Raw genomic sequence first — 12554 nt, 5'->3', positions numbered from 1 at the left:
TGTTCAGCCTAGGCGCTGGGAGTGCTGAGGATGCTGAGCCGCATCGGCGCGCCCGGGTGCTCAGACCGCGCGGCGCTTGAGCTTGCGGCGCTCGCGTTCACTGAGGCCGCCCCAGATGCCGAAGCGCTCGTCGTTCTTCAGCGCGTACTCGAGGCATTCGCCGCGGACGTCGCAGGAGGAGCAGATGCGCTTGGCATCGCGCGTCGAGCCGCCCTTTTCCGGGAAGAAGGCTTCCGGGTCGGTCTGGGAGCAGAGTGCGTCGGTCTGCCAGGAGAGCGCCGTGTCGTCATCGGATTCCGGGCGCCGGACTCCTGGTACCCCGAGATTGACCGGATCGACAAACCAGTTCTCGGGAACGTCGGAACGGTAAACCGTCATATCGTTCTCCTGCCCTCTCAATGCCCCCCGCTGGGCCCAACACACCTAATTACACCCGTGTCATTCCGTCGGGTCAAGTCGCAGATAGTAAACCCTCAAGATCCTATTGAAGGTTCATGGCGTGTCGTCGGCGTGTCTTGTCAGCCGACACGGAATTCCGCGGCACTCGCGCCGCACGATGGGCGTTCCGAGGCGTTCGGAGGGCAAACCGATCCCGAAACGAGACCCTTGCGCTCAGCGCACGCCGACCGGAGGAGTTCTCAGCGCCCGGGCTGGGCGATGAACGCCTCTCCGGTGCCGCGGAGGGTCAACCCGGCCTCGTCGGTCGAGGCGAAGACCGCGGTGCCGATCCCGATGGACTGTTCCTCACGCGTCGCCTCGCCCGCGACCGCGACGGCGCCCGCGGTCGCGAGGACCATCGCGGGGCCGTGGATCGGGACCGTGACCGGCTCGCCGACGAGTTCGAGGCGTCGCAGCGAGAAATCGGGAACGTCCACGGAGTACGACGTCACCAAACCGGCGACTGCCGGGAACAGGACCGGCACGGTGCCGGGCTCGGCATCGAGGATCGCCAGCAGCTCGGGCACATCCACATGCTTCGGAGTGAGCCCTCCGCGCAGCACGTTGTCGCTCGCGGCCATGATCTCCACGCCCAGCCCCGATACATAGGCGTGCAGCATCCCCGCGCGCAGGAAGACGCCCTGACCGCGACCGAGAACGACGAGGTTCATGAGCAGCGCGACGACGATGCCCCGGTCGGCGGGGTTCTGATCGGCGATGCCGCGCACGACCGAGATCTCCGCGGCGAACTCCTCCGACGAAGCATCCGTCACGGCCGCGATGATGTCGTCGATCTCGCTCTGCGCAGCGGTCGACAGGGCCCACTCCACGGCGTCGCCCAACGCTCCCGCGTCATCGGGGCCCGCTGTCAGAACGGCCCGGAGCCGCGCGACGCCGACCGAAGGCCCGAGAGCATCCAGCAGGCGCAGCGTGTCGGCGATGGGACGCAGCCCTGCCAGGGCCTCGAAGCGGTCGCTGACGGCAACGATCAGTTCGGGCTTGTGGTTGTCATCGCGATAGTTGCGTTGCGGATCATCCGCGGCGAGATGCTCCTCGCGGTGACGCCCTTCCCGCGCCTGAGCGATCGTCGGGTGCACCTGGATCGACAGCGGCGCACCGGCCGCCAGCAGCTTCAGCAAGTACGGCAGCTCTCCCCCGGTGACCGCATCCAGCGTCGAGCCGTCGGGGAGGTCGGCCGGATCGCCCGGATGGTCCCCGAACCACACCTCCGCCTCGGGCCCTCCCGTGGGCTCGCGGCCCTCGAGCTCGGCCAGGAGCGTGGCCGAGCCCCAGGCGTAATCGCGCGGCGTGTTCGACAGTCTCAGAAGCATGAGGCCAGCGTACCCAGGAGCTCCGACGATGCCGGCCGACGCACGCACGCCCGGCGCGGTAGCCTGAAGCCGATGGCGCAGTACACGAAGCATCCCGTGCAAGCCCCGCCCACCGCGCCGGAGCGCGAGTCGACGGGCCGTCTGCTGTTGCGCGCCTACGTCATCATCGCGTTCATCGCCGTGCTGGCTCACGATGCTCTGCTCTCGCTGTTCGGGGGCCTCTTCTCTGGCGCGGCGCTCCTCGTGACCACTCTTGCCGGTGCAGCGATCGCCGCACCGATGATCGCCCGTCAGACACCGCATGCATTCCCCTGGCGCAGGCTCCCCTGGGTCGCTCTGGCCTACCCGCTCATCGCCGCGGCATCCGCCCTCTGGTCCGGATCCGCCACAGACTCGCTGGTCATGACCGCCGCGCTGCTCGCCACGGCGGGAATGTCGTTGCTGATCGGTTTCGTCCTCACCTGGGACGAGATCATCCGATCCCTCGCCTCCGCGCTGAAGTGGATACTGGGGCTGGCGCTCACCGCCGAGGCCGGGGCTCGCCTCTTCCACGACGACCGCTTCCTCCAGTTCGGCGGGAATCCGGCCCTGCTCGCCGGCCTCAGCGCCCTCGCGATCGTCGTCTTCGGCATCCAGTTCGCCCGACGACGCCGTTGGCGCACGACCACCGCGCTGTGGGGCGTCCTCGCCGCAGCGCTCCTCTTCTCCGCGTCATCCGCGACCGCTTATCTCGGCGCTGCGGCCGGTGCCGTGGTCCTCGTCTTCGCCCTGACCATCCGGCGCACGAGCGCCATCTCGGCGCGCCGACGCGTGTACGCCGTCGGCGGCATCCTGATCCTCATCCTCATCACCGCCACGGCGATCCTGCACCGAGCTCTCCTCGCGGCTCTCGGCGAAGCGGGCGACGCACCGGATCCCGCGAACATCATGGATGCGAGCGCCCAGGTCGGCGTCGTCGGCACCGTCGTGCTGTGCATAGCGGTCGCCAGCCTCCTGTGGCGCGCCTGGTTCTTCGCGGCCGACCGCCCGCGCTGGGATCTGCGCGCCGACCGCCCCTATTCCTCCCTGACCCTGCTCCCCCTTCTGTGCATCGTGATCGCGGCGGTTCAGGCCCTCGCCGGATCATCATCGGCTCTGCTGTGGGGCTGGATGCTGCTGGTGCTGTTCTCATTCAAGATCAAATCGGTGCCCCTCGTGGGTGTCGGCCTCCGGGAGCAGGCGCGGGTGACGGAGCGCGGACGACGGGCACGGCGCATCCCATGACCCCCGTCGAGACGCCGCTTCGCCGCCTGCTCGGTTCGGTAGACATGGCCCGCGCGTACACGCTCGCGGCCCTCACCACCGCTTTCGGGTCGTTCCTCATCGTGCATCTGACCTCGAGGACGACGTTCGCGACCATCGTGCTGCTGATGAGCATCCTGGGAATGGCGATCCTCGTCGTCCGCCGCGCCGAGCTGTCGGCGCTGCGCTTCGCCCCCTCGTCGCTGCTGATATTCCTCGCCCTCGCCCTGATCAGCGTGTTCTGGTCGACGGATCGCTCGGGCACCCTCGCGGGCTGGGCCTGGATGCTGGGCTTCGCGCTCATGGCCATCACGATCGGACATGTACGCGACACACTGCAGACCGTCCGGGCGATCGGCGACACCCTGCGCACGCTGCTGGCACTGTCACTGGGGGTCGAGATCCTCTCCGGCATCCTCATCGACATGCCGATCCTCTTCCTCTCCGTCGAGGGGAACATCGCCCTCGGCGGGCCGGTGCAGGGCGTCTTCGGCACCCGCAACATGATGGGCTTCGTCGCCGTGATCGCCCTCATCACCTTCGTGATCGAGTGGCGCACCCGTTCGGTGGCCGCCCCGCTCGCGATCCCCTCGATCGCCGTCGCCGCTTTCCTCGCGCTGCTCTCCGCCTCCCCGACCGTGCTCGTGCTGGCCGCGGCCGTCGGCACCGCCACCGGAGCGCTGACGATCGTGCGCCACACTCCCGCGCGTCGACGCGGCCTCGTGCAGTGGCTGCTCGGCGGCCTGGTCACCGCAGCTCTCGCCGTCGCCTTCTTCTTCCGTCACCAGATCATCGCCTGGATGGATGCCGGATCGGATTTCTCGACCCGTGCGGATCTGTGGAACACGATCCTCGACTTCGTCGCCATCAACCCCTTCCAGGGCTGGGGCTGGTTCGGCGTCTGGGCGCGCGGAGAGTATCCCTTCACCTACATCAACTATCTGCTCGCCGACCGGCACGAGACCGCACTGAACGCCTACTTCGACGTGCTGCTGCAGCTCGGCATCGCCGGATTGCTGCTGTTCCTCGTGCTCGGCGGCGTCGCCCTGGTTCGCTCGTGGCTGGTGGCGAGCGTGCGGCGTTCGGTCGTCTACGCCTGGACCCCGCTGGTGCTCGTCACGCTCGCCGTCGACTCGATGTTCGAGAGCTTCACGATCGCCGGCGCCGGCTGGCTGCTGCTGGTGCTGTGCGCGCTGCGCGCCGGACAGTCGCGATCCTGGCGCGAGGACATCGACGCCGCGCAGACCGGAACGATCTCGACGCTGCCGCCACAGGAGTGATCCCCCGCGGCGCGGAGCATGCCCTTCAGCTCAGAGAACGGAGCTTGTCGGCCCAGGCGAGGGCGTCACGAACGCCATCGTCGACGGATCGCTCGGCCGTCCAGCCGAGCATGTCCTTCGCGCGATCGACGATCGCGAAGGCTCCGGCCTGGTCGCCGGGGCGCCGTTCGGTCTCGATGACGGGCAGCGGCTGCTTGGTGACGCGCTCGAATGCGCCGACGAGTTCGCGCACGGTGACCCCGTCACCGGTACCGATGTTGATGACGCGATAGGGCTCAGCGGCGGTGGCGACCGCATCGAAGCGCTGAACGGCGGCGACGTGCGCGAGTGCGAGGTCCCACACGTGAATGTAGTCGCGCAGACCGGATCCGTCGCGCGTCGGCCAATCGGTGCCGGTGATCGTGAATGCTTCCCCGGCTTCCCGCGCCTGCATGATCTTGCCCAGCGCGTGCGACGGGGTCGGGTTCTGCAGGCCCGTGCGCAGCCGGGGGTCGGCGCCGATCGGGTTGAAGTAGCGCAGGGCGATCGCGCGGTGAGAGCCGGATGCTGCGGCGTCGGAGAGGATGCTCTCGACCATCGCCTTGGTCATGGCGTACGGGCTCGACGGCGCGAGCGGCGCGTTCTCGTCGACGCCCTCGCCCCCCTCGCCGAAATAGACGGCGGCCGACGAGCTGAAGACGATGCGGGTGATCTTGTGCTGCCGCAGGTTCTGCAGCAGGGTGATGGTCTTGCCGACGTTCGCGTCGTAATAGCCGAGCGGGTCGGCGACGGACTCCGGCACGACGATCCGCGCCGCGCAGTGCACGACGACGTCGATATCCGGGTGGTCGGCGACGATCCGATCGAGCAGATCCGCATCGGCGATGTCGCCGATGTAGAGGTTGCGGTCGACTCCGAAGTCCTCGCGCCCCGTGGACAGGTTGTCGAGGATCACCGTCTCGATGCCCGCTTCGAGGCAGGCCGTCGCTACAGTCGAACCGATGTATCCGGCGCCGCCGGTGATTAGAGCCTTCATCGCGCCCATCGTAGCGCGCGGCAGGTTCACCGGTGCGATCTTCACCGGGGCTTCACATCGCTGAGCGGTAGGCTGGGTTCTGCTCACAGCAACCCGCTCAGTGCCGATCCGGCCATGCGTGCAATCAAATCTCGGAGATCCTTTCGTGGCTCACGTCCTTCAGAACGTCGTCTTCCCGCTCGACCGCGACCCCGACCTCCTGCCGCTCTATGCCGACCCTGAAACATGGTCGACGATCGACGAGCAGCCGGTGCGCGTGTCGAACCGTGCCCACCTCGGCAACATCCTCGGTCGCCACCGCGCCCGGATCGTCTCCGGTCGCCGTGTCTCGCTCGGCACCTACTTCAACGCTTTCCCGGCGTCGTACTGGCAGCACTGGACGAGCGTGCGCCAGGTGCGACTCACCGTGCGCACGAGCGGTCCCGCGACGATCCTCGTCTACCGGTCCAACGGGGCCGGTGTGCGCCAGCGCGTCGACTCGCGCGAGGTGACGGGCGAGGCGACCAGCCACTTCGATCTCGAGCTGACCCAGTACAGCGATGGCGGCTGGCTCTGGTTCGACATCGTCGCCGACGAGAAGCACGCGATCCTCGAGGGCGCGGAGTGGACCACCGAGCAGGCCCCGGCGCGCACGGGCAAGGCCTCGCTGGGCATCACCACGTACAACAAGCCCGATTACTGCGTCGAGACCCTGCAGGCGCTGGCAGCCTCACCGGATGCCCTCGAATTCGTCGACCGCATCTTCCTCGTCGATCAGGGCACCCAGCTCGTGACCGAGCAGGACGGCTACGACGCGGTCGCCGCTGACCTCGGCGAGACGCTGCAGGTGATCCGTCAGCCGAACCTCGGCGGTTCGGGCGGTTTCGCCCGCGGCATGCACGAGGCGCTCCAGCGCCCCGAGAGCGATTTCGTGCAGCTTCTCGACGACGATGTGCTCATCGAGCCCGAATCCCTCCGACGCTCGATCGTCTTCGGCCAGTATTCGACGAATCCGACCCTCGTCGGCGGGCACATGTTCGACCTCCTCGACCGCCCGAAGCTGCACGGCTGGGCCGAGGTCGTCGACGAGCACCCCTTCATGTGGCGCAACCTCTACCAGGAGAAGATGGCTCACGACTTCGGCACCTCGAATCTGCGCCAGTCGACGCTTCTCCACATGCGCATGGACGCCGACTACAACGGGTGGTGGATGTGCCTCATCCCCCTCGACGCGATTCGCGAAGTCGGCCTGTCATTGCCGGCTTTCATCAAGTGGGATGACGCGGAGTTCTGCCTGCGCGCCGGCGAGGCGGGCTTCCCCACTGTGTCGATGCCGGGCGTCGCGCTCTGGCACGTCTCGTGGGTCAACAAGGACGACTCGATCGACTGGCAGGCCTACTTCCACGCCCGCAACCGCATCGTGGCCGGCCTCCTGCACTCCACTGCGCCCCGCGGCGGCCGTCTGCTCGCCCACAGTCGCCGCGTCGACCTCAAGCACCTCATGATGATGCAGTACTATCCGGTTGCGTTGCGTAACCAGGCGCTGCGCGATGTACTGCGCGGCCCCCGGCACATGCAGGAAAACCTTGCGACGGCAATGCCCGCCGCGCGGGCTCTCGCAACGTCCTACCCGGAGACCGTGATCCACCGTGACCCGTCGACGGTGCTGCACGCACGCAAGGGACGTCAGGTCTACAAGCAGTTGCTGAGGAATGAGTTCGACAGCCCAACCGGCCTGAAGCTTCGGATCTTCACGCTCAAGACTCTCGTCGCGCACTGGCTGCACAAGCCCGCACAGGCCAACGTCGCGCAACCCGAGGTCGAGTTCGGCAAGGGAGATGCCCACTGGTGGCGCGTCCCCCAGTTCGACAGCGCGCTCGTCAGCGCAGCCGATGGCTCGGGCAAGAACATCTATACGCGCGATCGCAAGAAGTACCGTGCGATGCTGCGCGAGTCGGTGCGCCTGCACGCCGAGCTCAAGCGCCGCTGGCCCGAGTTGCAGAAGCAGTACCGCCAAGCGCTGCCCGAGCTCGTCTCGCAGCAGTCCTGGCAGAAGATCTTCGAGGAGAAGGCATGACCGCGACCCCCGTCGCATTCGATCCCGCAACCGCAGCGATCGTCGTCGTCACATTCAACCGTTCGCACCTGCTCGCGGGCCTGCTGGAGAGCATCGTCGCGATGGATCCGAAGCCGGGTCGCGTCATCATCACCGATAACGCATCGTCGGATGACACGACTGACGTCGTCGAGTCCTTCCGGGACCGTCTCGGCACCGAGCTCGTCTACAACCGGCTCGAGACGAACACCGGAGGCTCCGGCGGGTTCAGCGCGGGTATGGAGAAGGCCTACGAGCTCGGCAGCGAGTGGATCTGGATGATGGACGACGATGTCGAGGTCGTCCCCGACGGGCTCGCCCGAATGGGCAAGTGGGCACCCCGCTTCAAGAGCATCCAGGGACGCCGTTACGACTACGACGGCAGCGAGTTCTATTGGCAGTACCGCATCGCCGACCGCATGGGCATCCCGATTCCGTTCGCACCCTCCGGCTTCGATGAGTCCGGCTACAAGGAGATGAACAGCGGATGCTTCGAGGGCATGTTCATCCATCGATCGATCGTGGCGCAGATCGGCCTGCCCGACCCGCGCTTCTTCATCTACTGGGATGACCAGATGTACGGATGGATGGCCTCTCGTCTGACGACCGCTGTAATCGTGGATGAGTTCGTGCTGCGCCGCACCCGCGAGATCAGGCAGTGGGACATGGGCATCCGCCATCTGAACGCTTCGAGCAACGCGTACCGCTACTACATCATGCGCAACCGCGGCTTCATCAAGCAGTACTACCGCGTGCACGGCGTCTACAACCCGGTGCTGTTCGGGCTGGGAACGACGGCGACGTTCTTCAAGGAGCTGATCCGGCTGGTTTTCGTCGAGCGCACGGTGCGCGGAACGAGCAATCTGTTCCGAGGTCTGCGCGACGGCGGCACGGTCGGCCGCGACCGCACCTGGCAGCCGATGCCCGCTCTGGAGGCATGATGTCCGACGAACCTCAGCCGCACGCCGTCTGGGTCTTCCCCGAGAAGAAGAAGCGCACCGCCGGCAAGGTCTGGCTCATCGTCGTGCTCTCGGTGGTCGCACTGGCGATCGTCGGGACGGTGCTGTTCTTCTTCCTACCGCGGGCGGGCGCTCCGTCGCCCAGTCCGTCCCCCACGGCTTCGTCCGCGTCGCCGTCGCCGTCGCCCTCGTCGACCGCCTCCCCCACCGCGACGCCTTCTCCGGAGCCCTCACAGGTTCCGCAGACGACGCCGCCGGAAATCCCGGACCCCGACATCGACACGTTCGCCGCTCAGGTGAAACCACGTCTCGATGACGCCACGACCGGCCTGACCATGGTGCGCGAGATGAGCGGGCAGGATGCCTCCCAGGTCGTCGATCAGCTCCAGCAGGATGCGGAGCGACTCACCAGCGTCCCGGCACCGAGCTCGATCTCGACGCAGTGGAACGACGCGGTCGGCGCCTATGCAGCCCAGCTGAAGGCGTTGCGCACGGCCTACGACAGCGGTTCGAACGCGACAGCGGGGCTCGATGCTTCGGCCTCTGCGTTGCAGACGGTCCGCGCTCTCGTCGGTCTCTGAGCGGGCAGAGGCCGATCAGGCCTTCTTCTTGGCCGTGCCCGAGTCTTCGTTGTAACGATCAAGAACCTCGCTGATGCCCGCGTCCAGCACGAGGCCGCCCTTGTCCAGGTAGAGACCCCGCGTGCAGAAGCGACGCAGATCGCGCTCGTTGTGGCTGACGAAGAACAGCGTGCGCCCTTCGGCGAGAAGTTCATCGATGCGGCGATAGCACTTGTCGCGGAAGGCCTTGTCTCCGACCGCGAGCACCTCGTCGACCAGCAGAATCGGCTCGTCGAGCTGAGAGACGACGGCGAAAGCCAGGCGCACCTTCATGCCGTTGGAGAGGTGCTTGTAGGGCGTCTCCTGGAAGTCGTGCAGCTCTGCGAACTCGATCATCTCCGCGTAACGGGTCGTGACCGCGTCCCGCGTCATGCCGTGCAGTCCGGCTGTGAGCCGAACATTCTCACGGACGGTCAGATCCCCCACGAACCCGCCGGTGAGCTCGATGAGCGGCGCGACTCCCCCGTTGACCGAGACCTTCCCTTCATCGGGAAGGAGCACGCCCGCGACGAGCTTGAGCAACGTCGACTTGCCCTGCCCGTTGCGGCCCACGACGCCGATGGCTTCGCCGGGCTCGACAGTGAACGAGACATCGCGCAGCGCCCAGAACTCCCCCGGCCTGTTGCGGCGCTTGGCACCGGCGAAGAGGTCTTTGAAACTGCGGCGTCCTCGCCGGTTGCGTCTGAAGCGCACTCCGAGACCGGTGACCTCGATCGCTGCTTTCATGAGAGTTCTCCTTCTGCCATCCACAGTGCCAGTGCGGCCAGTGAGTGGGCGTCGGCGATGACGCCATTGCTGATCATGCCGGTGATCTCGTCGGTGCGGATCCACCGGGCGTCGGCGATCTCGCCGTCGGTCTCGCCCGGGATCGCACCGGCCTCGATGCGACAGGATACGACAGCGACCTTCTGCGGATAGACCGTGGAATCCGTGACATAGCGACCGATCACCCGGGCGGCGGTGGCGGGGAACCCGGTCTCCTCCATCAGTTCGCGCAGCGCCGTGACGGTGGTCGCCTCGTCGAACGCGTCGCCGGCCCCCCGAGGCAGCTCCCAGAGCTCTTCCCCGGCTGCGATGCGGTTGCTCTGCACCAGCATTACAGCGCCGTCTCGGACGGCGATCACGACAGCTCCGGTACGGCCGTCTGCGGTGACGAGCCGATGATGTGTATAGACGCCTGCTGCCCCCTCCACCCGGGCCGCTTCCAGACGGACAGGAAGCGCGCCGTCGCTGTCGTAGACGACGCGGAAGTCGACATCGGTCATGACGTTCCCCTTCCGTGCAGGACGAGCCGGGCTCTCGGATCCTGCTTGAGGAGCGCGAGCAGTGCGAAGAGCGATTCGAAGGGCACGGTCGTGACGATCACGCCGAGGAATGCGACCCAGGTCCAGGGGCTGTCGATCGCGTCGATGTTCAGCCCTGGCAGTGCGAGGACGACGACCAGTATGGCAACAGCGAGTTTCGCGAGCGAGCCGCGGATGACGCTGCCGCGCGACTCGACCACGGCGACCTGAGTCACGGCGAAGGCGAGTGCCTTCATACGCGTCCACGTCGGTCTCGTATGCAGCGCTGCCCGTTCCTTCACGGAAGCGTCGCCCGCGATCGCAACCGTGGCGGGCGATGAGGTGCGCGCCCATTCGAGCAGACCGGCGGACAAGGGGAAATCCACATCGCCATCGCGCGGGTGCAGACCCCGTGAGGAGTCGCCTTCGAAACTGACCCAGTCCGCATCCGCGTTCTCCGCCAGCATCCGCAGATACGCGCCGTTCCACCAGGCACGGATCCTTTGACGGGTCTCCTCATCGACATCGAGGTCATCGATCTTCCGCCAGGCCTCGCTGCGATATCGTTCCTCTCCCAGGCGCGCTTGCTCGATCATCAGGCGCTCCTTCTCGGAGGCGACGGGCGGTTCACCGGTGCGCAGGCTGGCATCGACGCTCCGCTGCTGCTCGTACCGGACAGTTCCCGACTCGACGAGATCGATCCAGGCATCCCACCGCCGAAGAATCTCCCGGCTCACCTGCCCGTCCCGGGCAGCGGCCATCGACCAGAGGAAGTCGGGGTTGCGACGACGACGGTCCAACCCGGCGCGAAGGTCCGCATCAGGCCCGGTGATCGTCACCGGAAATGCCGCCCGAGTCGCACCGAGCTCGTTCAGTACGCCCTCGGGGCCGAGGGTCATGAAGTATTCGCCATCGAGCAGCATTGCGTCTGTGACGAGGATGCTGCCGGAGACGAGCACGCCGACGCGGAGCATCCCCGTGAGCTCGGTGATCGCCGCGCGCGCCCCCTTCTCGGAGAATCGCTGGGCTTGCGCCGGAGAATCCAATTCCGCGATCAGAATGCGCCGGGCCGATTCCGGCATCACAGCTCCTTGAGGACCGATCGCTCGAGCGACCGGAACACCCAGAGGCCCAGCCCGAAGATCACGATGGTCATCACCGCGCTGATCACGACCGGTGCCGTCTGCCACTGCTCCGGGAAGAAACCGACCCGGTAGAGGGTGAAGATCCCCGACAGCGGGTTGAAAGCACCGATGGTGTTGAACGGGTCCGGTAGATCCGAAACGCTGTAGATGACCGGCGAAGCGTAGAACAGCGCCCGCAGGATCAACGCCGTCGTCCGTTCGAGATCCGCGTAGAGGACGCACAGCGGAGCCACCAGCATGCCGATGCCGATGAGCAGCAGCGTCTGCATCAGGATCGCGACGGGGAACCACAGCAGCGACCAGCTGACAGTCATCTGGTCGAGGTTAAAGAGGATGAACAACGCAAGAACGGGGATCGAGCAGAGGAACTCGATGCCCTTGCTCAGCACGATCCGGTTCACCCAGATGGACCGCGGGATTGACGTGGAGCGCATCAGTCGCGCGTCCCTGCGGAATGCCCGGGTGAAGTCCGATACGGAGCTGTTGAACCACACCCAGGGCAGCAGGGCGAGCACGAGGAAGACGATGTACGGCTGCTCGCCGACGCCGCGTTGGAACACCTGTGTGAAGACGAACCAGTAGATCGCCCCCATCACCAGAGGGTCGAGAACCGACCACAGGTATCCGAGCCAGCTCGTCGCGTAGCGGACCTTGAGGTCGCGCGCGGAGAGCAACCAGAGGGAATGCAGGTACCGCCGGGGTGTTCCCGGCGCCCCGACGGCAGCGTGACTCACGGTTATGAGTCTAGGAGAGGGTGTTGTTCCACATGGACAGCGCCGAGCCGATGGCCATGTGCATGTCGAGGTACTGGTACGTTCCCAGGCGCCCGCCGAAGTGGACGTCCTTCTCCCCCTTCTGTAGATCGCGGTAGGCCAGCAGCCCTTCGCGGTCGGCCGGGGTGTTCACCGGGTAGTACGGCTCGTCGGCCTTCTCGGCGAAGCGCGAGAACTCGCGCATGATGACGGTCTTGTCCGCCGGGTACAGGTCCTTGCGCTCCGGGTGGAAATGCTTGAACTCGTGGATACGGGTGAAGGGGACGTCCATGTCGGGGTAGTTCATCACCGGGGTGCCCTGGAAGTCGCCGATGTTCAGCACCTCCTGCTCGAAGTCGAGCGTGCGCCAGCTCAG

Annotated in this window: 13 protein-coding genes; 5 read left to right on the top strand and 8 right to left on the bottom strand. The window is 66.6% G+C overall.

Features of this window, described 5'->3' with window-relative positions:
* Positions 1 to 60: 60 nt before the first annotated feature.
* Positions 61 to 378 (bottom strand): WhiB family transcriptional regulator, encoded by a 318-nt coding sequence (locus Q0Z66_RS03255; protein WP_298037708.1) that lies wholly within the window; start codon positions 376 to 378, stop codon positions 61 to 63.
* Between the two features lie 260 nt (positions 379 to 638).
* On the bottom strand, positions 639 to 1769 hold the full coding sequence (gene manA / locus Q0Z66_RS03250) for a mannose-6-phosphate isomerase, class I (protein ID WP_298037706.1): 1131 nt from the start codon (positions 1767 to 1769) through the stop codon (positions 639 to 641).
* Between the two features lie 72 nt (positions 1770 to 1841).
* Between manA and Q0Z66_RS03245 the strand changes: the two genes are divergently transcribed.
* Both Q0Z66_RS03245 and Q0Z66_RS03240 read left to right on the top strand, forming a co-directional pair.
* Complete coding sequence (locus Q0Z66_RS03245) at positions 1842 to 3032, top strand: O-antigen ligase family protein (protein ID WP_298037704.1); 1191 nt, start codon at positions 1842 to 1844, stop codon at positions 3030 to 3032.
* Positions 3029 to 4330 (top strand): O-antigen ligase family protein, encoded by a 1302-nt coding sequence (locus tag Q0Z66_RS03240; RefSeq protein ID WP_298037702.1) that lies wholly within the window; start codon positions 3029 to 3031, stop codon positions 4328 to 4330. Before Q0Z66_RS03245 ends, Q0Z66_RS03240 begins: the two co-directional genes overlap by 4 nt.
* A 25-nt stretch (positions 4331 to 4355) precedes the next feature.
* Here Q0Z66_RS03240 and galE read toward each other — a convergent pair whose 3' ends face one another.
* A complete protein-coding gene (galE, locus tag Q0Z66_RS03235; protein ID WP_298037700.1) occupies positions 4356 to 5345 on the bottom strand; it encodes a UDP-glucose 4-epimerase GalE in 990 nt (329 codons plus the stop codon).
* A 145-nt stretch (positions 5346 to 5490) separates the two neighbouring features.
* On the opposite strand from galE, the gene Q0Z66_RS03230 reads away from it, so the two are divergent.
* From Q0Z66_RS03230 to Q0Z66_RS03220, 3 genes are read left to right on the top strand one after another with little or no spacing between them, the layout of a single operon-like run.
* Positions 5491 to 7401, top strand: coding sequence for a glycosyltransferase (locus Q0Z66_RS03230; protein ID WP_298037698.1), 1911 nt, complete (start codon positions 5491 to 5493; stop codon positions 7399 to 7401).
* The gene (locus Q0Z66_RS03225; protein WP_298037695.1) at positions 7398 to 8360 is read left to right on the top strand and encodes a glycosyltransferase; all 963 of its coding nucleotides are present in this window, start codon (positions 7398 to 7400) and stop codon (positions 8358 to 8360) included. The genes Q0Z66_RS03230 and Q0Z66_RS03225 overlap by 4 nt, the downstream gene beginning before the upstream one ends.
* Positions 8360 to 8959: a hypothetical protein gene (locus tag Q0Z66_RS03220; protein ID WP_298037693.1), complete on the top strand. Its 600-nt coding sequence runs from the start codon at positions 8360 to 8362 to the stop codon at positions 8957 to 8959. The genes Q0Z66_RS03225 and Q0Z66_RS03220 overlap by 1 nt, the downstream gene beginning before the upstream one ends.
* 15 nt (positions 8960 to 8974) lie before the next feature.
* Here Q0Z66_RS03220 and Q0Z66_RS03215 read toward each other — a convergent pair whose 3' ends face one another.
* From Q0Z66_RS03215 to Q0Z66_RS03195, 5 genes are all read right to left on the bottom strand, one after another.
* The gene (locus tag Q0Z66_RS03215; RefSeq protein WP_298037692.1) at positions 8975 to 9724 is read right to left on the bottom strand and encodes an ABC transporter ATP-binding protein; all 750 of its coding nucleotides are present in this window, start codon (positions 9722 to 9724) and stop codon (positions 8975 to 8977) included.
* Positions 9721 to 10263 (bottom strand): NUDIX hydrolase, encoded by a 543-nt coding sequence (locus tag Q0Z66_RS03210; protein WP_298037688.1) that lies wholly within the window; start codon positions 10261 to 10263, stop codon positions 9721 to 9723. The genes Q0Z66_RS03215 and Q0Z66_RS03210 overlap by 4 nt, the downstream gene beginning before the upstream one ends.
* Positions 10260 to 11363: a hypothetical protein gene (locus Q0Z66_RS03205; protein WP_298037686.1), complete on the bottom strand. Its 1104-nt coding sequence runs from the start codon at positions 11361 to 11363 to the stop codon at positions 10260 to 10262. Before Q0Z66_RS03205 ends, Q0Z66_RS03210 begins: the two co-directional genes overlap by 4 nt.
* Complete coding sequence (locus Q0Z66_RS03200) at positions 11363 to 12160, bottom strand: ABC transporter permease (protein WP_298037684.1); 798 nt, start codon at positions 12158 to 12160, stop codon at positions 11363 to 11365. The genes Q0Z66_RS03205 and Q0Z66_RS03200 overlap by 1 nt, the downstream gene beginning before the upstream one ends.
* Before the next feature lie 10 nt (positions 12161 to 12170).
* On the bottom strand, positions 12171 to 12554 hold a 384-nt coding region (locus Q0Z66_RS03195; RefSeq protein WP_298037681.1), incomplete at its 5' end, for a UDP-galactopyranose mutase.

The sequence above is a fragment of the uncultured Microbacterium sp. genome (genome assembly GCF_947632095.1).
GTDB lineage: Bacteria > Actinomycetota > Actinomycetes > Actinomycetales > Microbacteriaceae > Microbacterium.
This window is presented reverse-complemented; position numbering and strand designations above follow the sequence as displayed.